Source organism: Cryobacterium sp. TMT1-3, from assembly GCF_004402315.1.
GTDB lineage: Bacteria > Actinomycetota > Actinomycetes > Actinomycetales > Microbacteriaceae > Cryobacterium > Cryobacterium luteum.
The window spans coordinates 67,697-86,817 of the sequence record NZ_SOFW01000039.1 but is presented as its reverse complement, the minus strand read 5'-3'; the positions used below and the strand labels follow the sequence as shown (position 1 = coordinate 86,817).

Genomic DNA, 19,121 nt, shown 5'->3' with positions numbered 1-19,121 from the left:
CGAGTTCTGCCTCGCGCGCACCGGCGCAGCTCGCGCGCGGCGTGAAACGGATGCCGAGTCAACGGCGCGGTCCCAGGCGGGCTCGGCGGAGGGCGGCGAGCACGGCCGGGCCGATTAGGACGATGCCGACGACCGTGGTGATGGCGCGCACGGTGTCCCAGGTGAGGGTTGAGGTGACGAGCGAGTAAAGCGCGAACGAGGCCAGGTTCTGACCGGGGTCGGCGGCGGCCTCGTAGGAGATGCCGCTGCCGCTGCCGACGGCGAACGGCCAGAACCAGAGGTTCATCGCGAGCCCGAACAGGTACGAGGCGACCACGCCGTAGCCGGCCAGAAGGGCGATTTCACAGCGGATGCGCCACCGCTGCACCGTGGTGATTGACCAGCGGGGAAGGAGCCCAGCGCCGGCTCCGACCCAGCCGCAGGCGAACATCTGGAACGGAGTCCACGGGCCGAAGCCGCCCCAGAGCAGCGAGGATACCGCGATGGTGAGCAGTCCGAGCAGAAAACCGAACCGGGCGCCGTAGACCCGACCGGCCAGAATCAGCAGTACAAAGACCGCCTCGACTCCGCCGACACCGGCACCCGCGATGCGCACCGCGGCGCCGACGGCCGAGAGCACACCGAGCAGCGCCACGGTCTTGGCCGTGTACATCTCCCGGTCGAGGGTGAGGACGAGGCCCACGATGAGCGCCGGAATCAGCGCAAAGGCCACGATCGGAACCGCGACCTGCGCGTCGGCCGGAACCGCTCCGACGAAGAACGGCCAGGCGAATGCGGCCGCGGCGAGAACGCTGCCGCCCGTGAGAATCCAGGACGTAAAGCGGATGCTGCGGCGCGGCGATACGACAACGCTCACGAGAGCACTCCGATGGGAGCGGTGAGGCGCCCGGCGTGCATGCGCAGGGTGCGGGAGGCCAGGCTCCGCGCAAAGTCGTCGTCGTGGGTGGCGAAGATGACCGCGGCACTGTGACCGGCCGCCGTGAAAAGCGCAGCGCTTACGAGGGAGCGCGCCCGGTGGTCGAGGCCGCGGGTGGGTTCGTCGACGAGCAACAGGGCCGGCCGGGCCGCGAGCTGAATGGCCATCACGAGGCAGAGCCGTTCGCCGGCCGAAAGGTCGCGCGGGTGGCGCTCGAACAGGGGCGTGGCATCCGCTGCAGTGTCGAAGCCGAGCAGACGCGCAAAGGTCTGTGCCGTGTCAGCGCCGGTCAGCCCGCTATCGGCGCGGCGACACTCCTCGGCCACGGTGATGGCAAACAGCAGGTCATCAAAGTTCTCGGGCACGAGAGCCACCGCCTGGCGGCGGGTTCGCCGCTTCAAAGAATGGACATCGTGCCCGGCGACGATCACGGTGTCAGCCGCCGTCGGCAGCGCGATCGCCCGCAGCAGGCTGCTTTTGCCGGCGCCGTTGCTGCCGCGCAGCGCGATGAGCTCGCCGGCCGGCACGTTGAAGGACACGGCGTCGACGGCCAGGTGGTCTTTGTGCCGCACGCTCAGCCGACGGATGCTCGCAAGCGGCACCGCAGACGCGCTCGCGTTCGATTTCGGTGCGGTATCTTCGGTATCATCCGTCGTGAGGACCTGTTCGAGGGGGACCTCGTGCAGGCGGCTGCCTCGAATCTGCAGCCAGGCATCCGCTACCAGGGCGAACTCGCTCGTGTTGTGTTCGGCGATGACGACGCAGACGCCGGCCTCGTGGGCCAGTTGGCCGAGCACGGTGCAGACCCGCTCACGGGCATTCGTGTCGAGGTCGGCGAGGGGCTCGTCGACGAGCAGCAGGATGGGATGGTTGACGAGGGCGGCGGCGATCGCGACGAGGCTGGCTTCACCGGCCGAGAGCTGCTCGATCGGGCGGTCGACCAGATGTTCAAGCTGCAGTCGCGCGGCAAGCTCGAGCACCCGGGCGTGCACGATCGATGGTGCCACATTGCGCACGGCCAAAGCGAAACCGATCTCGTCGTGCACTGTTTCGGCGGCAAAGCCGAGGCGCACGTTCTGCGCGACAAGCCCGACACAACCGGCGGTGTCGCGCGGGGGAGTCGCGGCCCGGTCGGCCCCGGCAATGTCAATGCTGCCGTGCTGCACGCCGTCATAGAAGTGCTGGAACAGGCCGCTCATGCTGTGCAGCAGGCTGGTCTTTCCCGATCCGGTCGCGCCGACGATCACCGTTAGGGAACCCGGCGCCAGCGTAACGTTGAGATCGTCGAGATGCCAGTCGCCTCTGAAATTTAAACCGGCATCGGCTAAGACTACCGGTGCCTCGCACACGCCGGGAACGACGCGGGCGGCCGCGAATCCTCGGGTCTCCATCGACGCTGCCAACGCGAGCGCGCGCTCGATGGTCTGCTCAAAAACCGGCACGAGCAGGGACGCGATCGAGCGCTCACCGCGCAGGGCGCGGGCCACCCGCACGCGCCGCACCGACTCCAGGAGGGCCGGAAAGGTGGCCCAGGCGATCACGAGCGAACGGGAAATCGCCCGCAGCGGCCCGCGGCCGGCACCGCGGGCGAACAGAGCCTGCACGTTGATGATGGCGTTGAGCAGCCCGAAGAACACGATGACGGCGGAGATCGGCAGGGCGCTGAGCGCCGCGTTGCCAAGACCGAGCAGGGTGATCGGGCCCAGCAGGGTGATGTGGCTGAATGGTGCGTCGAGCTGCAGCCGGGGAAGGTCGAGCAGCACCGGCCCGAGGCCGGCTCCGGCGCCGCCGAACACCACCCGGTAGACGACCCGCAGCAGCACGAAGCCGACGGCGAGCATGACTGCCGCGCGCAGCGGGGCCAGGCGCAGGCGAAACACTAGCTGCCGGGCGTGGGAGTTTCGGTGCCGGTGGTGTAGACGAGGCCGACGGACTGGCCGGGTTCGACCTCGAGCGTGCCGAGCCCTTCCATGGCGTAGTCCCAGTCAGCGTCGGGGCTGGCCTTCACCCAGAGAGCCCAGTAGGCGTAGGCCGGCGGCATCGAGGAACAGGTTTCGGTGAACGACTCCTGGCCCTCGACCACGACGGTTTCGTCGGCGGCCGGGCGGTCATTGACGCGGCAGACGATCTGGTCGCCGTATTCCACGCTGCCCTCCGTCGTGACGCCGATCGTGGCGAGGGATTCGCTCGCGGCAATCGCCTCGGTCGCGGCGACACAGTCGGTGACGGTATCGGCGTCGAGCGTGCCGAAGTCGACGACAACGGTGACGCCGGTGCAATCGGCCGGGGACGCCGCGGTAGTAGCGGATGCTGACGAACCGGCGCCAGCGCCGGTGGCAGTGGTGGCGCATCCGCTCAGGGCGGCGAGCAGCACGAGCGCGCCCAGCGTGGCGAAGGTGCGTCTGGGCGGGGTGAAAGTTGGCGCGGTGAGCTTCATTACTTCAGGGTACCTAGCGTTTAGAGGATGCCGGCGACTCGGTCGAGCCCGCCGCGGAGGTCGAGCAACAGATCATCGAGCGCTTCGATGCCGACTGACAGGCGCAGCATCCCGGCGGTGATGCCGAGGCGGGCGTTCAGGTCGGGGGCGAACGAAGCATGCGTCGTGGAGAGCGGATGCAGCACCATTGAGCGGGTGTCGCCGATTCCGGTCATGCGGCTGAACACGCGCAGTCCGTTGGTGAAGGCGCGGGCACCCTGGGTGCCGCCCTTGACGGTGACGGCGAAGACCGATCCGGTTCGTCCGTTGTAGTAGCGCTGCGCGATCTCGTGCAGCGGGCTGCTCGGCAGGCCGGCGTAGTCGACGACCTCGACCTCGGGCTGTTCTTCGAGCCAGTGCGCGATGGCAATGGAGTTGTCGACGTGGCGTTCCATGCGCAGCGACAGGGTTTCGATGCCCTGGTGCAGCAGAAAACCGTTGAACGGTGAGAGCGAGGGGCCGACATCGTTGACGACGGCCTCCCGCACGTATTGGGCGTAGGCGGCCGGCCCGAAGCGGTCGAGAAGTGAGGGCAGGCCGGTGCGCAGCGACTCAGTCAACAGCGGGTAGCGGCGTGAACTCGCCGCCCAGTCGAAGGTTCCGCCGTCGACGATGGCGCCGGACACTCCGGCGCCGTGGCCGCTGAGAAACTTCGTGGTGGAGTGCACGACGATGTCGGCGCCGTGCTCGAACGGGCGAATCAGGTACGGTGTGGCGACGGTGTTGTCGACGACGAGCGGGATGCCGTGGCGGCGGGCGACGGCGGCGATGCGGGCAATGTCGACGACGTCGTTGCGCGGGTTCGGGATGGTTTCGGTGAAGATGGCTTTGGTCTCGGGCCGAATCACGGCGTCCCAGGCTTCGTCGGAGTCGGTGTCCCAGACGTAGTCGACCTCGATGCCCATGCGGCGAAAGCTGCGGCCGAGCAGGATGCGGGTGCCGCCGTAGATGCTCGCGGTCGAGACGATGTGCTCGCCCGACTCGGCCAGGGCGAACAGGGCGGCGCTGATCGCGGCCTGCCCGCTCGAAACGGCCACGCAGGCGGTGCCGCCCTCGAGCGATGCCAGACGCTGCTCGGCGACCGCGTTCGTGGGGTTGCCCTGCCGAGAGTAGATGGGTTCGCGCGAGGCGCCGTTGAAACGTGCGGCCCCGTCGTCGAAGGAGTCGAAGACGTAGCCGGCGCTCAGGGTGAGCGGCGGAATGCGCGCACCGCGGTTCTCGTCGGCGTATTCGCCGACGTGCACCTGGCGGGTGTCGAAGCTGAAGCCGTCCCAGTCGGTGATCGGGTCGACAACATCGGAAGCGTCGGAATTCAGAATCGAAGCGGATGCTGGTGCGGGCGTGGCCATGGAACTTCCTGTTGCGTCAATATGCGGCTGGAGCGGGGCATCCGCTGGTGCGCGGGTGGTCATCAAACGGCCGTCGGTGTATCGGCGGTTTCCCGCGCGACGAGCGCCGCGATGCGCACGACGGCCTCGCGCAGGGTGTCGGGGGAGCAGGCCAGGTTGAGGCGGGCAAAACCCGCTCCGCCGAGCCCGAACGACTCGCCGCTGTTGAGGGCGACGCGGGCGTCGTCGAGAATGCGCTGATAGGGGTTGTCCCCCAGTCCGACGTGGCGAAGATCCATCCAGGCAAGATAGCTGGCGCGCGGCCGGTGATAGATCACGGCGGGCAGGTGTTCGCGGAGAAGTTCAGAGAGCAGTAGATCGTTGGCGACAATTTGATCGATGGCATTGTCAAGCCAGTCGGTACAACCGAACGCGGCGATGTTCGCGTGCAGGCCGAGGATGCTGGTGCGACAGGCGACTTCCTCGGGCAGAAGGCCCAGCAGATCGTTGGTGGCGTCATCGGCCGCGATCACGATGGCGCACTTGAGTCCGGCCACGTTCCAGCCCTTGCTTGCGCTGGTCACGGTGACCGCCCGGGCACCAGCGGCGAGGGCGAGCGGGGCGAACGGAGTGAAGGTGGCGCCCGGGTAGGTGAGTGGGGCATGGATCTCGTCGGAGATCACGAAGACGTCATAGCGAGCAGCGAGCCGGGCGAGCGTTTCGAGTGTGTCGGGGGCCCAGACGATCCCGTGCGGGTTGTGCGGGTTGCACAGGAGAAAGGCATCGATGCCGGCAGCGAAGCTGCTCTCCAGCGCGGCGAAGTCAAACAACCAGGTGTCACCGTGCTCGATCAGCGGGGTCGCGATGACGGTAGCCAGGGCCTCCTCGACGAGTTCGTAGAAGGGCGGATAGACCGGCGGTGTGATCGCAACCCGACCGCCGGGCGGTACGGCGAGGCGGAGCGCCTCGACGATGCCGACGCTCACGTCGGTTGCGAGGTGCACGTGGCTCGGGTCGACGGTCCAGCCCCAGCGTTTCAGGGCGAATGCGGCGAAGGCCGGGGCGAGCGGGCCGGGTCCGTCCAGGTAGCCGGTATCCGACGCCTGCACACGCTCGACCAGAGTTGCAATGATCTCCGGGGCCAGGGGGTAATCCATCTCGGCAACGAACAAGGGAAGTACGTCGGCGGGAAACCGAGTCCACTTGATGCTGCTGCGCTCGCGCCGGATATGCTCCAGCGGTGCGACCGTGATGACTGACATGACCACAGCTTGTTCCCGCCGGCGCGAATAAGCGAACACGCACGTAAACATTCGACACAAACTTTGACACCGAAACGGATGCTGCCGGTGGCCGGTCGCAGCGGATCACTCGTCCGAACGAGTTCAGTCAGAGCTGCGCCCGACTCGCCGTAGCAACGCTGGTCTTAGGGTGAAGGCATGGCCCGCATCCGAAGCACCGCCCTCGTTCTCCCAATGGTCTCAATCTTCCTGTTGGGCGCTACCGGCTGCGGTTCCCAGCCCACGGATGCCCAGGTGTCGCCGACCGCTGCGTCCGGCGGCAGGCTCACCGAGTGGTCGAGCATCACCGACACCATCGCGGGCTCCATCCATCCCACCTTCGATGCCTTCGAGGGAACGTGGGACGTGCAGCGCGCCGCGCCACCAGAGTCCGCCTGCTGGACCGAGTCCGAGGACTTGAGCGGTACCCCGCACTGGGAGACGAGGTCAGACGGCTACGAAGTCGCCTTTTTCGCAAAAAGCTCCTGGTTCGATATGGACGAGGACTGGTTGACTACCGCTGAACGCTACGCGCGGGTCTGGACGTCAACCTTTCCTGCCACCAGTTTCGATCCGGATTACGACTCGTTCACCTACGGGGCCCAGCTCGCTGGACTGGTTGACAGCGACCAACTGCGAGTGACGGGTGGGTTCGACGGCGACAACTGGATCTACCTCGTTGAAGTGTCTTGCGACACCCCCGGGTTCCGTGCTCCAACGCCGGGGGTATCGATCGAGCCCTTCGCGCACCCGTAGGCAGTTGCGTCAGGTCAAAACGTGGATGGCAACGGGATCGCTACGAGAACTGAGCACCGGGACGGGGCTGTCTCGGGTGATGCTCGTTCCGAGCTTGGGCACTCGACCGGAGTCACTGCCGTTGACGTCTTTGATCCACTGAGGTTCGCAGCGACGAGCGTGCACCAGGGTAGGCGTTGGTCCGGAAATAGACTGCGAGCATGGTCAAAACCGCACTTCATCGACGCCTTCCTTTGGTGGCCGTCGGAATCGCCGTGTTGCTGTGGTCGACGAGCTTCGGAATCAGCGGCGAGGTATTGAAAACGGCGTCGCCAGCCGTGCTCTCGGTCGGCCGGTTCGGGATCGGGCTGATCGTCCTTGTGCCCCTTGCCGCACGCCGGCCACTGTTCGCGCGTACCCTCCGAGACCCGCGCACCATTCTGCTGGGGCTCCTCGGAGTTTCGATATATTACTCGCTGACCAACATCGGTCTTGAGTTCACTACGCCCGGCACGGCCGCTCTCAGCAACGCGGCGCTGCCCGCGCTGACCGCCCTGCTCGGTCTATTCATCCTGAAGGAGCGCGTGGCTCCCCGCACGATCGTCGGACTAGCGCTCGCGACAGCCGGCGTCGTTATCGTGGCGGGTGCTGGCCTCACTTTGGACATCGGTGTGCTGCTCTGCCTCACCGGTCTGGCCAGCTACGCACTCTATACAGTGCTCCTCCGCAAGGGTGCACCCGCCGAGCCCCAACAACGGGCCGCCGTGGGTCGACAGCCGGCCGGGGCCGTTGATCCACTCGTGCTGGCGACGGCGACCGCCGTGTGGGGTACGGCGATTATGGTCCCCTGGCTCGTCGCAGAGACGGCGGCCGGCGCGGCCGCCGTCCCGAGCGGATGGGGAGGCCTCGGGGGGCTGCTGGTCCTCGGTGTCGTAATCACCGCGCCGACTCTCGTTCTCTTTAACTACGGCGCCGAACGCCTTCCCGCCGCGGTCACCGGCGTGCTCACCGCAGCAATTCCGGCACTCGGTTACCTCTTCGCCCTTTTACTTGGCGAATTATTCAACGCGATCACCGCACTCGGCGGCGCAGTCGCGCTCGTCGGCGTCGCCATCGCCGCGGTCACAGCTCCCTCAACCGAGTCGAGTCCGGCCGGTTCGGGCTTGCCCGCACACGCGGACGTGGCCGCCAGCCCTTCTGAACGCGACCAATAAGAGCAGAGCACTCGACAGGAGCGCACTGCGACACAGCGTAGTCACCAACGTCGCCACGAGAAATCACTCCCACAGTCCAGATTGCGCTCGAGCGCAGAATTGGCGGAAACGGCAGCCGGACTGCCAGAGTTCGCGCACGTCAGACTCGTCGTGGTGCGGCACTTCTGTCGCTGGCGTGTAGGGGTAGTCGGCGTAGTTCAGAGCTTCCAGGGCCGTGACCTGAGGCGTCCAGCTCGCATCGAGTTCTTGGATAAGGAATGCTTGCCCGCGTTGCCACGGCGACCGCCGGAACGACGCGTGCCGGCTGGCATACCCGAGCGGCTTAATACACAGCAAGGCCGATGCCGTCGGCGAGTAAACTAGGGGCTTCGGTTTAAGGGGTGCGTGCGTGATCGACCAGGAGCTTGTGCGGGAACAGGACTATGTCCGGGCGCTGTATGCGCGGCTGGACGCGCTGCAGAAAGAGGCCGAGGGACAGCTGAAAGAGGTGCGCCGCCTCGACGTCGGCGGCAACCACCAGTCTCGCAGCGAACGCGACACCTTCGCCCGGCTCTATGAGGACCGCATCGTGCAGCTGCGCGAGGTGGACGACCGGTTGGCCTTCGGCCGGCTGGAGACTGTGCCCGACGGTTCGGGGGATTCGGTCTACCGCTATATCGGCCGGGTCGGCCTGCGCGACGAAGACCACAAGCCGCTGTTGCTGGACTGGCGGGTGCCGCAAGCGAGTGCCTTCTACCAGGCCACCGCCGCCACGCCGCTCGGCGCCAGAGCCCGCCGGCACCTGCTGTCCAAGGGGCGAAGCATCATCCGCATCGAAGACGAAATTCTCGACGCGGCCCTGCTCGCCGATCCGTCGGCCACGACTCACCAGGGCGAGGGCGCCCTGCTCGCAGCGCTCACCGCGCAGCGCACCGGGCACATGTCCGATATCGTCTCGACCATCCAGGCCGAGCAGGACCGCATCATCCGCTCGGAGCTGGCCGGTGTTCTGGTCGTGCAGGGCGGTCCGGGCACGGGAAAAACCGCAGTGGCACTGCACCGCGCTGCCTACCTGCTCTACACGCACCGGGATCGCCTGCGGGACAGTGGCGTGCTCATCATCGGCCCGTCGCGTTCGTTTCTGCAGTACATAGAGGCCGTGCTGCCCTCGCTCGGTGAGACCGGCGTGGTTCTCGCCTCGGTCGGGCAGCTCTTTCCCGGCGTTGAAGCGACCAGAGAGGACGCCCCGGCCGTTGCGGCCCTCAAAGGCCAGGCCTTCATGGCCGACCTCATCGCCCGAGCGGTGCATTCCCGGCAGCGCACCCCCTCGGCCCCGCAGGTACTCGTGGTGAACGGCGACCGCATCGTGCTGCAGCCGGAACTCGTGGCGCACGCGATCGCGCGCGCTCGCGGCACCGGCAAGACCCATAACGAGGCCAGGGTCACATTCGTGAAGACCGCCATCAACGCGCTGTCCCGGGTCTGGCTCGAACAGCTGCAGAAGCAGGGCCGGTCGATGGACGACACCGACCTACCCATGCTGCGCGAGGATCTGCGCCTGGCCGATGATGTGCGGGTGGCGCTCAACACCGCCTGGCTGCCGCTGACCCCGCAGAAACTGGTGCAAGACCTTTACGCCCGGCCGCACTGGCTGGCCGAGCTGACTCCGCGCTGGCGGTATGCCCAACGCAAGCTGCTGGCCCGCCCGCGCGACGCGGAGTTCACGATCGCTGACATTCCGCTGCTTGACGAAGCGGCCGAGCTGCTCGGTGAGTACAACGCGGTCGATCAGGCCAAGAAGCGCGCGCTCAAAGAACAGCGGGGGCGCGATGTGGAGAACGCCGAGACGGCCATCGAGAACATGCAGGTGAAGGGCCTCGTCAACGCGAAGGAGCTCGCCGCCAGCTTCGCCGAACTCGATGAGCGGGCCACGACCAGTGAGCGTGCCGCGCGGGATCGCAGCTGGACCTACGGCCACGTCGTCATCGACGAAGCCCAGGAACTCTCGCCCATGCAGTGGCGGCTGGTGCTGCGGCGCGGACCACGTCGGTCGTTCACGATCGTCGGTGACATTGCGCAGGCGGCGAGCGCTGCGGCATCCGCCAGCTGGAAGGAAGCGTTACAGCCCGTGCTCGACGGTTCGCCGGAGGCCGACCGCTGGCGGCTCGAAGAACTCACCGTGAACTATCGAACTCCGAGCCAGATCGCCACGGCGGCCGAGACGGTGGCACTGTCGCATCGCCTGCAAATCACCCGGTCGCGAACGGTGCGCTCGAGTGAGTGGCCGGTCGACACGGTAGCGGATGCCGCAACCGCGGTGCGCCGCGACCGCGCCTTGGGTGTCGGTGGCACCCTCGCCGTGATCGTCGTCGACGCCGCGCTCGACGCCCTTGAAACGACGCTGCGGGCTGAGTTCGGCGACCTGCTCGGTGTCGGGGCGCTCGGCCTGAGCCGGGAGATTGCGCTGCTCACTCCGCAGGACGCCAAGGGACTCGAGTTCGACGCGGTCGTCGTCGACCCAGCGGCCATCCTCGCGGCCTCTGAGCGCGGGGCCGGAGCCCTCTACGTTGCGATGACCCGGGCCACGCAGCGGTTGTACCTGGTCGGCGACGCCCCGCTCGGCCACGCATCGAACTGACCAGGTACGAAACCGCGGAGAATAGGCCACCGCTCACCCGCACCATCGGACAGCGCCGGTCACCGCCGGAAGCTCGCCCCCGTGCAGGGCGAAAGCTCCGCACGTTCAAACGGTCACCGGCGCACCCGGGCTAATTCGCGTAGCGGTAGAAACCTTCGCCGGTGCTGATGCCCAGCTTGCCCTGGTCGATGTAGTTCTTCTTGAGGTACGCGGCGAATAGCTGCTGCTTGGGACCGGCCGTTGACGAGATGTTGTAAGCGGTGGTGAGCCCGACGATATCGAAGATTTGGAACGGTCCGGCCGGGGCGCCGGTGCCGATGCGCCAGGTCTTGTCGATCATCTCGGGTTCGGCGATGCCGTCCACGAGCAGGTCGGCGGCCGCGTCGAGCAGTGGAATGAGCAGGCTGTTCAGCAGGTATCCGGCCTTCTCCTTCTTAATCTCGATCGGAACCATTCCGATATCTCCGGCGAACTCGGCGACGGTGGCGTAGACATCCGGATCGGTCAGCGCCGTGCCCATGACCTCGGCGGTGTTATGCACCCAGACGTGGTTGGCGAAGTGCAGTGCGAGAAAGCGGTCGGGGCGGCCGGTGAACCCCATGAGGTCGCTCGGCAGCAGCGTCGACGAGTTCGTCGCGAAGATCGTTTTCGCCGGGGCGAGGGCGCCGAGACGGGTGTAGGTGTCTTCCTTGATTGCGAGGTTCTCGGGAATGGCCTCGATGACCAGATCGGCGTCGTGTACGGCTGCGGCGAGGTCGCTGGAATAGGTGATGTTGTCGAGGGCCTGCTCGGCGCGCCCGTCAGCGCCACCGGCAACGTCGGACGTATAGGTGTCGGCGAGGGTGCGAAAACGCGCCCTCGCTGTTTCGAGCACGGCGTCGGTGATGTCGTAGGCGACCACTTTGAAGCCGTGGAACGCGGTCTGGTAGGCGATCTGGGAGCCGAGAACGCCGGTTCCGAGAACGGTGATGTTGGTCAATTTGGTCATGGTTCGTCCCTTATCGTGGTGCTGATTATCGTGCGGAGCCGGTGGGGGCGCATCGAGAGCTATCCCGGCGGGCGCGGTGCGAGGTATCCCCGAGTGATGAGGTCAATCTGGCTGGTCAGAGCGGCGAGAAAGGCGGGGAGAGGCGTTCCCGACAGGGCGGCCCGAGCGAGCTCGAGGTGCAGCACGTTGGACACGGCGCGGGCGGCGAACGTGGGGTCGTTCACGGTTGGAGGCGCGCTGGCTGCGAGCGGGGTTTGGGCAGGGGCATCCGCGAGGATGCCGGCGATCGCGCTCTGCAACTCAGCCACAAGAACGAGGGCCTCGGTGCGATAGCGCTCGCTCGGTTCTCCGAACAGAATCTCGCGTTGATAGGCGGCGGTGTTGGCGTCGCTGCGCCGCCCGGCCACGATCAGGGGGGTGAGCAGCGTCAGGATGCGCCGCGCCGGTTCGGTGGCGCCCGATTCATCAGCAGAAACGTTCACCAGACCGCGATCGAGGTTGCGGCGAAAATCGTCGTTGCAGACCATCAGGAGCAGCTCGGACTTGGTCGACGCGTAGCGAAACAGGGTGCCGTTGGCCACATCGGCCCGTTCGGCGATCTGCTGTGTCGTCACGGCGGCGAAGCCGTGTTCGGCGAACAGTTCGGCGGCGGCCGCAAAGATGCGGGCCTGTTTGGCTTCCTTGTTGCGTTCGCGGCGGCCCGTCGTGCCCGGCGTGCCTGCGCTGGGTGAGGCGTCTATATGTCGATCCGATCGCATCCGCTGCTCACCCGATTTCGCTGTCGATCTGGCGCCCGACTCGATAACGGAGTCAAGGCATTTCTGAGTGTACTCCGTTAACGAGGCGTCAGATGACGTCTTCCGGCTGCACCGCGACGGTGCCGAAGTGCCGGTTGTGGTAGAGCAGGGGCGGGTAGTTGTCGCTGAACCGACCCTGCTGAATGTCGAGCACCACGACCGCATTCAGGTCGATTGGCACGACCGTGCTCACCCGGGTGACCAGCACCCCGATGGCATCGCGCAGAATTGGCAGTCCGAGATCGTTGCTGTACCAGTGATCACCGGTGAACCGGTTGGCGGCCGGTCCGGCGAAGCGCTGGGCCAGTTCCGACGAGGACTCGGCCAGAAAATGAACGGCGAGCAGTGCGCCGTCGGTGACCGCCGGCCAGCTCGACGCCGACTTCACGATATTGAAAGTCGCTCTCGGGGGATAGGCCGAGAGCGACACGAGCGAGGTAGCGGTAAACCCCGCCGGAGCGCCGTCGGGACTGACAGCGGTGATGACGACGACGCCTCCCGGGTGGCTGCGAAACGCGCGAATGAATGACTGCTCAACGGTTTCGTTCGCGTCAGCGGGCATGAGGGTCTGGGTAACCATGGGCTTCCTTAGGCGATGAGGTGGTCGGAGGGCACGCGCCGGGCCGGAACGCTCGAGCCGAGATGGCCGCGGAGCGTCGTTGTCGTGTACGCCTCCCGCACGAGGCCGCGGCGGCGCAACTCTGGCACCACGAGACTCGCGAACAACTCGAACTGCTCGTGCAGAAAGGCGCTGAGCACGCTGAACCCGTCGACGGCTCCGGCGCGATACCAGCATTCGATGTAGTCGGCGATGTCGACGGCGTCGCCCACAATGATCGGCGAGCGAATGAGGTGGGCCACGAGCAAATGTCGGTAGGTCACCGGTCGAGTGCCCCCAACAGTGCGGCCGGAGCGCTCGGTCACAAGGTTGATCAGCCTGTCGCCGAGCCTATTGAAACGTGCAGCCGTGCTCGCGCTGACACTCTCGTCGAAGCTGCGCATCGTGAGCGGCAGACCGACGATGCGCAGCAGCGTCTGAACGTTGCGATTGGCCGGAAGGTCGAGTTTCTCGGCCGTGGCGCTGCCGTCGTGCACCTGGAAGAGCTCAACCAGACGGTCATAGACCGCGTGCGCGGCGGTGCGGGTGACCCCGATGATCGGCAGGATCGGCGCGATAATCGTGAGATCGGCTGCGCGTCGCCCGAAAGACACGGCCCGACGCTTCGTCGTGTCATAGAGGCGAACGGCTTCTGCCTGGTCGGCCGGTGCCACGAGGTAGATATCGGCGAACTCGGCGGCAAATTCCTGGGCTCGATGTGAGGTTCCCGAATGCATGATCGGCACGTGCCCCTGAACGGGCCGCTGCACATTGAGCGGGCCGGCGACCGCATAGGACTGCCCAATGTGGTTGAGGCTGGAAATAAGCTCACGGTTGATGAGTGATCCGCCCGACGCGTCCCGGGTGAAGGCATCGTCGTCCCAGGTGTCCCAGGTGTCCCACAGGCCACGCAGCACCGCCACGAACTCCTTGGCCACATCGAAGCGGTCGAACTCCGGAGTGACTCCGGCCCGGCCGAAATTGGCCTCGCCGCGCGGATCGGTCGTCAGGGTGAGGTTCAGCGCAAACCTGCCCCCACTCAGGCGATCGATCGAGGCGGCCGCCCTGGCCACGGCGTAGGGCTCGGAGTGCACGGTACTGACGGTGCCGATAATGCCGATGTGGTGGGTGAAGGCCGCCAGAAACGCGGCGGTACTCATCGGGTCGACCCGCGACAGAAGGTGCGGATCGGAGAATTCAAGGTCCGTGTCGGTCGACAGCCAGTCGCCGAGAAAGATGTAGTCGAGGCCCGCCTTCTCGGCGGCTCGGCCGACGCGTTTGAGCGCCTTCGGATCGGCCGCCGGGTCGCGATGCGCGCCGGGATATCGCCAGCCGGAGGGGAAGGCACCCAGGGTGCGCACCATCGCTCCGAGAACGATAGTGCCATCGTGCTCAAACCGGTGGGGCAGGGTGTGATTCGTCATGACTGAAAGCTAGGCCGAGCGCCCGAATGCGGCCGGGTCGGGAGACTTACCGCGACGCTCACCGACGCACAGCGTAAAGGTGCCGAAAAAAGTGGCGCGCAGGGGGTGAATTACCCTACGCGCCACCGACCGGTCCTGAACGTCAGGCAGCGAGCGCCACGGTCTCCGAGTACTGTGACGAATCACCCTGCAGCAGTCGCAGAAAGTTGCGGGACTCCGTAGTGGAGAGCCCAACGATCTGCAGTCGCTGCGCGAAACCGCCGATGAACAGACCGCGTTCGCCGGTCAGCGGGTGCACGCGCACCACGGGGTGTGCCGACTCGTACTTCACCCGGGTGAACTCCGCACGGCGCACCTCGGTATTGTCGTGCTCGAGGTTCTTCGGCACCGAGTAGTCATAGTCGTTGGAGTGCACCGCCCAGAGGGTTTCGGTGATGACGGGCATGGGATCTCCTTACATTGGTAGTACCGGGGGCAGGTTGGTTCAGAGGGACTGGGCGCCGACGGCGGTGCGCCAGCGGGAGAAGTGCTGTTCAAGGCCGACCAGCAGAAAGTTCACCGTGAGGCCGAGCAGCGACACCGTGAGGATGCCGGCATACATGTCGGGAATGAGAAAGCTGCTCTGCGCATTCACGATCAGATACCCGAGCCCAGCCTTCGCTCCCACCATCTCGGCGGCGATCAGCACGAGAATGGAGGAGGTTCCGGCCATGCGAATGCCCGTAAAGATTGTGGGCACTGCCGAGGGGAGGATCACCTTCTGGAACAGCCGAAAGTTCGAAAGCCCGAGCGACCGCGCCGCGCGAATGAGCAGCGGGTCGACCGTGCGCACCCCGGCGATGGTGTTGAGAAGCACCGGGAAGAACGCTGCGAAGGCCACGATGCTGATCTTCGACAGTTCGCCAATGCCGAGCAGCAGAATGAACACCGGCAGCAGCGCAAGCGCGGCCGTGTTGCGAAACAGCTCGAGCAGCGGGGTGAGAAAACTGTCGAGAGCGCGGTACCAGGCCACGAGCAGGCCGAGCGAAATCGCCGACGCCACGGCCACAGTAAACCCGGTGATGGACCGGGTGAGGCTCGCAGCCAAGTGTTCCTGCAGCTGCCCGTTGGCGAGAAGGCTGGCCCCGGCGGCCAGTACCTCGTGCAGCGGCGGCATGAACACCCGGGTGGTCTCGTCGGCGAGGTAGATCGGCCCGAATTCCCACAACAGCAGGAAGAGCCCGATCGCCCCCGACTTCCACAGGGCACGCCGCGTAAACGTGAGCAGGGCCGCACTGGTCGGACGTACGTCGCCCGGGGGCAGCGGGCGTGTGCCCGCAGCATCCGTCACGTTGGTAGGGCGCTCGCGAACCAGTGTCGCGGTCATCGGGCTGCTACCTTCTGCTGGCTCTGCTCGTCGGGTGCCGTACCGTCGGGCAGGATCTTGTGGTGGCCGGCATCCTGGGCTGCGCGAGTTTCATCGTGCAGCAGCGACCAGATCTCATGGCGATGGGCGACGAAGGCCGGGCTCGATCGCACATCCTCGGTGGTGCTGCGCTCGCCGAGGTCGATGTCGACGATCTGTTTGAGCCGACCGGGGCGTGCGCTGAGCACCGCGACCCGCTGGCCCAGGTACACGGCCTCTTCGATGCCGTGCGTGATGAAGACGATTGTCTTGCCGGTGGCCTTCCAGATGCGCAGCAGCTCGCCCTGCAGCTGCTCCCGGGTCTGGGCGTCGAGCGCGGCGAAAGGTTCATCCATGAGCAGGATGTCGGGTTCGTAGGCGAGGCTGCGGGCAATGGCGACGCGCTGCTTCATGCCGCCGGAGAGCTCGTGCGGGTAGCGGTCTTCGAAACCGGTGAGTCCCACGAGGTCGAGGTACTCGCTTGCCTTGTCGACGCGTTGCCGCTTCGAGAGCCGAGGTACGCCCGGCCGATGCCCCTCGAGCCCGAAAGTCACGTTGGCCGCTGCGGTGCGCCAGGGGAACAGAGCGTACTGCTGGAACACGACGGCACGGTCGCGGCCAGAGCCGGTGATCGGGGCGCCGTCGACGAACACGCTGCCGGACGACGGTCGGGACAGGCCGGCGAGAATGTCGAGAAGGGTGGTCTTGCCGGAGCCGCTCGGTCCCACCAGCGTGAGGAACTCCCCTGCGGAAACGTCGAGGCTGACATTGTCGAGGGCGGTAAGCACGGCGCCCTGCGGCTGGTCCTTCGACGGGCGGATGCGAAACTCCTTGCTCACACCCCGCAGGCTGATTTTGGGACTCATGGTCTACTCCTGTCCAGCATCGAGCAGACCGTTTAACTCGTTGGTGTAATAGTCGCTCGGGGTGAGCCTGGTGGTGACGGCACCCGATTCCTTGAGCCAGCCGGCCCACCGGGTGAAGTCTTGGTTGGTGATTTCGCCGCCGGTGCGGGCGATCCCTACGCTCTTCCAATACTTGAGTGTCGATGTGTTCTCGTTGCGGCCGCGTTCGTCGATGATCTTCGTGAAGGTGGCGATCACCTCGTCGACGGGAGTTTTGCGTTGCCACTCGATCGCCTGGGCGATGCCGGTGACGAGCTTCTTCGAGGTAGCGGGGTTCGCGTCGATGAAATCGTTGCGCAGCACGTACTGGCCGGCGTCGAAGGCACCGCCCACCACTCCGATGTCGGTGAACAGCGCACGCACGCCGCCGACGGCGAGTGCGTTGTCCTGCAAGACCCCGCCGAGGGTTCCGACGTCGAGCTGACCTCGGCGCACGGCCAGTTCGGTGTCGTTGGGCGGGACGACGACGAGTTCCACCTGGGCGATCTCGTTCGGGCTGAGGCCGCTGGCCTGCAGGTAGGTCCTGATCACGGCTTCGTGGTGGGCTCCGAGCGTGTTCACGCCGATTTTCTTGCCGATCAGGTCGCGTGCCGTGTGGATCGGGCTGTCCTCGAGCACGTAGTAGCCGGTAAAGGTCTTCTCGTCTTCGCCGTAATAGTTGATGACCGCCGTGACCAGGGCGCCGGCTTCGATCAGGTTCACGACGGCGCCGGAGAAGGCACCGCCGATGTCGGTCTCGTCGGTGGCGACCGACTGGATGCTCTGCGGCCCGCTCGTGGTGTTGCTCACCCAGTCGAGATCGAGGTCGCCGAGGTAGCCGAGTTCCCCGGCCAACTCGATCAGGCTCACGGTGTTGGGCGCGCCCTGGTAGCGGATGGTGGTGATCTCGGTGTCGGCGGCGGCGGAGCCGGAGCATCCGCTGGTGAAAAGCGGCGCAGCCAGGGCGACGAGGATGGCGGTGCCGAGGGTGGTAAGGGGTTTTCGATTCATGATCAGTCCTTTTCTGGCGGGTCAGGCGGATGCGCCGAGCAGCGAGCGCTCGACGGCGAAGCGGCTCTGCGGGCGGGGGAGTCCATAGTGTTCACGCAGGGTGCTGCCGGCGTACTCGGTGCGGAACAGGCCGCGCGCACGCAGAATCGGTAGGACCTGTTCGACGAAGGTTTGCAACCCGGACGGCAGCACGGCGGGCATGATGTTGAAGCCGTCGGCCGCTTTCGATTCAAACCAGGTCTGGATCGTGTCGGCGATCTGCGTTGCCGTTCCGACCGCCACGAGGTGTCCGCGGCCGCCGCCGAGCCGGCCGATTAGCTGGCGCACGGTGAGGTGTTCCCGGCGCGCCAGTTCAACGACGAGGATGTAGCGACTCTTCGCCCCCTCGATGGCGTCTTCGTGGGGCAGATCAGCCGGCAGCTGCTCATCGAGCGGGAGCGACGCGGGCGAACGACCGAGCAGGCTCGCCAGCCGCTGGCGGGCGAATTCCGGCTGGATCAGATCTTCAAGCTGCTGCTCGAGCAGGCGAGCCTCCGCTTCGGTGGCTGCAATGATCGGCACGATGCCGGGCAGAATCTTGATGCTCTCCGGGTCGCGGCCGAGGTCTCTCGTGCGCTGTTTGAGGTCGGCGTAGAACGCCTGCGCCTCTTGGAGCGTTTGGTGGGCGACGAACACGGCTTCGGCATGCTCGGCGGCGAAATTCTTACCGTCTTCCGAGGAACCCGCCTGCACGATGAGCGGATGGCCCTGCGGCGACCGTGGCACGGTGAGCGCGCCCTGCACCTGGAAATGTTCACCCTCGTGGTTGATGGCGTGCACCCTTTCGTGGTCGGCCCAAACGCCCGAAGCCTTGTCGACGACGGTGGCGTCGTCGTCCCAGCTGTCCCAAAGTTTCTGCGCCACGTCGAGAAACTCCGACGCCCGCTCGTACCGGCTGAAATGGGCGAGTTGGCCGGGCTGCGAGAAGTTCTTCGCCGCCTCGTCACCGGCTGTGGTCACCACGTTCCATCCGGCTCTGCCACCGCTCACATGGTCGATCGAGGCGAACCGGCGGGCCAGATTGTACGGGTCGTTGTACGTGGTGCTCGCCGTGGCGATCAGGCCGATGTGCTCGGTGACTGCGGCGATCGCGGTCAGCAGCACGGTGGGTTCGAGCGTGGCGGAGGGACGGCGCCCCACGTCGCCCCCCAACACCGGGGAGTCGGCGAAGAAGATCGAATCGAACCGGCCAGCTTCGGCGATTCGTGCGAGACGTTGAAAGTGCGCGACGTCAGTGCCGGCCAGGCCGTTGCTTTCCGGCAGCCGCCAGGATGCCTCGTGGTGGCCTGTGCTCATGAGGAACGCGTTTAGATGCAGTTGACGAGTGGCGTGCTGGCGGGTCGGGTTCTGGTTGGCCTCTGCTGGAGTAGTCATGGCGAAACTCTGCCGCAGGCGTCTCGCTCGGGTCGCCCGCTCGCCGCTTTCTTGTT

General features: G+C 66.3%; 16 protein-coding genes and 1 pseudogene. 3 read left to right on the top strand and 14 right to left on the bottom strand.

Features of this window, described 5'->3' with window-relative positions; all coding sequences use genetic code 11:
* Positions 1-58: 58 nt before the first annotated feature.
* The 5 genes from E3O25_RS14015 to E3O25_RS13995 all read right to left on the bottom strand — a co-directional run bounded on the left by E3O25_RS14015 (position 59) and on the right by E3O25_RS13995 (position 5,982).
* Positions 59-856: an ECF transporter S component gene (locus E3O25_RS14015; RefSeq protein WP_134361435.1), complete on the bottom strand. Its 798-nt coding sequence runs from the start codon at positions 854-856 to the stop codon at positions 59-61.
* Positions 853-2,796, bottom strand: coding sequence for an ATP-binding cassette domain-containing protein (locus E3O25_RS14010; protein WP_134361434.1), 1,944 nt, complete (start codon positions 2,794-2,796; stop codon positions 853-855). The genes E3O25_RS14015 and E3O25_RS14010 overlap by 4 nt, the downstream gene beginning before the upstream one ends.
* Positions 2,796-3,353, bottom strand: a complete 558-nt coding sequence (locus E3O25_RS14005) for a hypothetical protein (protein ID WP_092111367.1) — start codon at positions 3,351-3,353, stop codon at positions 2,796-2,798. The genes E3O25_RS14010 and E3O25_RS14005 overlap by 1 nt, the downstream gene beginning before the upstream one ends.
* 20 nt (positions 3,354-3,373) lie before the next feature.
* On the bottom strand, positions 3,374-4,741 hold the full coding sequence (locus E3O25_RS14000) for an O-acetylhomoserine aminocarboxypropyltransferase/cysteine synthase family protein (RefSeq protein WP_134361433.1): 1,368 nt from the start codon (positions 4,739-4,741) through the stop codon (positions 3,374-3,376).
* Between the two features lie 62 nt (positions 4,742-4,803).
* Positions 4,804-5,982: a MalY/PatB family protein gene (locus tag E3O25_RS13995; protein WP_092111362.1), complete on the bottom strand. Its 1,179-nt coding sequence runs from the start codon at positions 5,980-5,982 to the stop codon at positions 4,804-4,806.
* 177 nt (positions 5,983-6,159) lie between these two features.
* On the opposite strand from E3O25_RS13995, the gene E3O25_RS13990 reads away from it, so the two are divergent.
* The 3 genes from E3O25_RS13990 (at position 6,160) to E3O25_RS13980 (ending at position 10,566) form a co-directional block, all read left to right on the top strand.
* Positions 6,160-6,756: a hypothetical protein gene (locus E3O25_RS13990; RefSeq protein WP_134361432.1), complete on the top strand. Its 597-nt coding sequence runs from the start codon at positions 6,160-6,162 to the stop codon at positions 6,754-6,756.
* A 200-nt stretch (positions 6,757-6,956) separates the two neighbouring features.
* Positions 6,957-7,949 (top strand): DMT family transporter, encoded by a 993-nt coding sequence (locus E3O25_RS13985; RefSeq protein ID WP_134361431.1) that lies wholly within the window; start codon positions 6,957-6,959, stop codon positions 7,947-7,949.
* A 388-nt stretch (positions 7,950-8,337) separates the two neighbouring features.
* Entirely contained in the window at positions 8,338-10,566 is a 2,229-nt protein-coding gene (locus E3O25_RS13980; protein ID WP_134361430.1) for a UvrD-helicase domain-containing protein, read from the top strand.
* A 130-nt stretch (positions 10,567-10,696) separates the two neighbouring features.
* On the opposite strand, the gene E3O25_RS13975 is transcribed toward E3O25_RS13980, so the two are convergent.
* From E3O25_RS13975 to E3O25_RS13935, 9 genes and pseudogenes are all read right to left on the bottom strand, one after another.
* The gene (locus E3O25_RS13975; protein WP_134361429.1) at positions 10,697-11,554 is read right to left on the bottom strand and encodes a 3-hydroxyacyl-CoA dehydrogenase; all 858 of its coding nucleotides are present in this window, start codon (positions 11,552-11,554) and stop codon (positions 10,697-10,699) included.
* A 59-nt stretch (positions 11,555-11,613) separates the two neighbouring features.
* Positions 11,614-12,312 carry a TetR/AcrR family transcriptional regulator gene (locus E3O25_RS13970; RefSeq protein ID WP_166787686.1) on the bottom strand — a complete coding sequence of 233 codons (699 nt, stop codon included), beginning with the start codon at positions 12,310-12,312 and terminating at the stop codon, positions 11,614-11,616.
* A gap of 88 nt (positions 12,313-12,400) precedes the next feature.
* On the bottom strand, positions 12,401-12,931 hold the full coding sequence (locus E3O25_RS13965) for a flavin reductase family protein (RefSeq protein ID WP_092111349.1): 531 nt from the start codon (positions 12,929-12,931) through the stop codon (positions 12,401-12,403).
* A gap of 8 nt (positions 12,932-12,939) precedes the next feature.
* On the bottom strand, positions 12,940-14,373 hold the full coding sequence (locus E3O25_RS13960) for an NtaA/DmoA family FMN-dependent monooxygenase (RefSeq protein ID WP_134361428.1): 1,434 nt from the start codon (positions 14,371-14,373) through the stop codon (positions 12,940-12,942).
* Positions 14,374-14,560: 187 nt separating this feature from the next.
* Positions 14,561-14,803, bottom strand: a pseudogene (locus tag E3O25_RS13955) (TauD/TfdA dioxygenase family protein); the annotation flags it as partial.
* A 54-nt stretch (positions 14,804-14,857) separates the two neighbouring features.
* Positions 14,858-15,739: an ABC transporter permease gene (locus E3O25_RS13950; RefSeq protein WP_134361427.1), complete on the bottom strand. Its 882-nt coding sequence runs from the start codon at positions 15,737-15,739 to the stop codon at positions 14,858-14,860.
* On the bottom strand, positions 15,736-16,623 hold the full coding sequence (locus tag E3O25_RS13945; protein WP_092111343.1) for an ABC transporter ATP-binding protein: 888 nt from the start codon (positions 16,621-16,623) through the stop codon (positions 15,736-15,738). The genes E3O25_RS13950 and E3O25_RS13945 overlap by 4 nt, the downstream gene beginning before the upstream one ends.
* A gap of 3 nt (positions 16,624-16,626) precedes the next feature.
* A complete protein-coding gene (locus tag E3O25_RS13940) occupies positions 16,627-17,652 on the bottom strand; it encodes an ABC transporter substrate-binding protein (protein WP_134361426.1) in 1,026 nt (341 codons plus the stop codon).
* Positions 17,653-17,673: 21 nt separating this feature from the next.
* Positions 17,674-19,065 (bottom strand): LLM class flavin-dependent oxidoreductase, encoded by a 1,392-nt coding sequence (locus tag E3O25_RS13935; protein ID WP_134361425.1) that lies wholly within the window; start codon positions 19,063-19,065, stop codon positions 17,674-17,676.
* Between the last annotated feature and the right edge of the window lie 56 nt (positions 19,066-19,121).

What these genes read in the sequence shown, in the direction of transcription:
- E3O25_RS13985 (WP_134361431.1), top strand. Translation starts at nt 6,957, where the DNA reads ATGGTCAAAACCGCACTTCATCGACGCCTTCCTTTGGTGGCCGTCGGA.
- E3O25_RS13995 (WP_092111362.1), bottom strand. Translation starts at nt 5,982, where the DNA reads ATGTCAGTCATCACGGTCGCACCGCTGGAGCATATCCGGCGCGAGCGC.
- E3O25_RS14000 (WP_134361433.1), bottom strand. Translation starts at nt 4,741, where the DNA reads ATGGCCACGCCCGCACCAGCATCCGCTTCGATTCTGAATTCCGACGCT.
- E3O25_RS14005 (WP_092111367.1), bottom strand. Translation starts at nt 3,353, where the DNA reads ATGAAGCTCACCGCGCCAACTTTCACCCCGCCCAGACGCACCTTCGCC.
- E3O25_RS13950 (WP_134361427.1), bottom strand. Translation starts at nt 15,739, where the DNA reads ATGACCGCGACACTGGTTCGCGAGCGCCCTACCAACGTGACGGATGCT.
- E3O25_RS13940 (WP_134361426.1), bottom strand. Translation starts at nt 17,652, where the DNA reads ATGAATCGAAAACCCCTTACCACCCTCGGCACCGCCATCCTCGTCGCC.
- E3O25_RS13965 (WP_092111349.1), bottom strand. Translation starts at nt 12,931, where the DNA reads ATGGTTACCCAGACCCTCATGCCCGCTGACGCGAACGAAACCGTTGAG.
- E3O25_RS13960 (WP_134361428.1), bottom strand. Translation starts at nt 14,373, where the DNA reads ATGACGAATCACACCCTGCCCCACCGGTTTGAGCACGATGGCACTATC.
- E3O25_RS13975 (WP_134361429.1), bottom strand. Translation starts at nt 11,554, where the DNA reads ATGACCAAATTGACCAACATCACCGTTCTCGGAACCGGCGTTCTCGGC.
- E3O25_RS13945 (WP_092111343.1), bottom strand. Translation starts at nt 16,623, where the DNA reads ATGAGTCCCAAAATCAGCCTGCGGGGTGTGAGCAAGGAGTTTCGCATC.
- E3O25_RS13990 (WP_134361432.1), top strand. Translation starts at nt 6,160, where the DNA reads ATGGCCCGCATCCGAAGCACCGCCCTCGTTCTCCCAATGGTCTCAATC.
- E3O25_RS13935 (WP_134361425.1), bottom strand. Translation starts at nt 19,065, where the DNA reads ATGACTACTCCAGCAGAGGCCAACCAGAACCCGACCCGCCAGCACGCC.
- E3O25_RS13970 (WP_166787686.1), bottom strand. Translation starts at nt 12,312, where the DNA reads ATGCGATCGGATCGACATATAGACGCCTCACCCAGCGCAGGCACGCCG.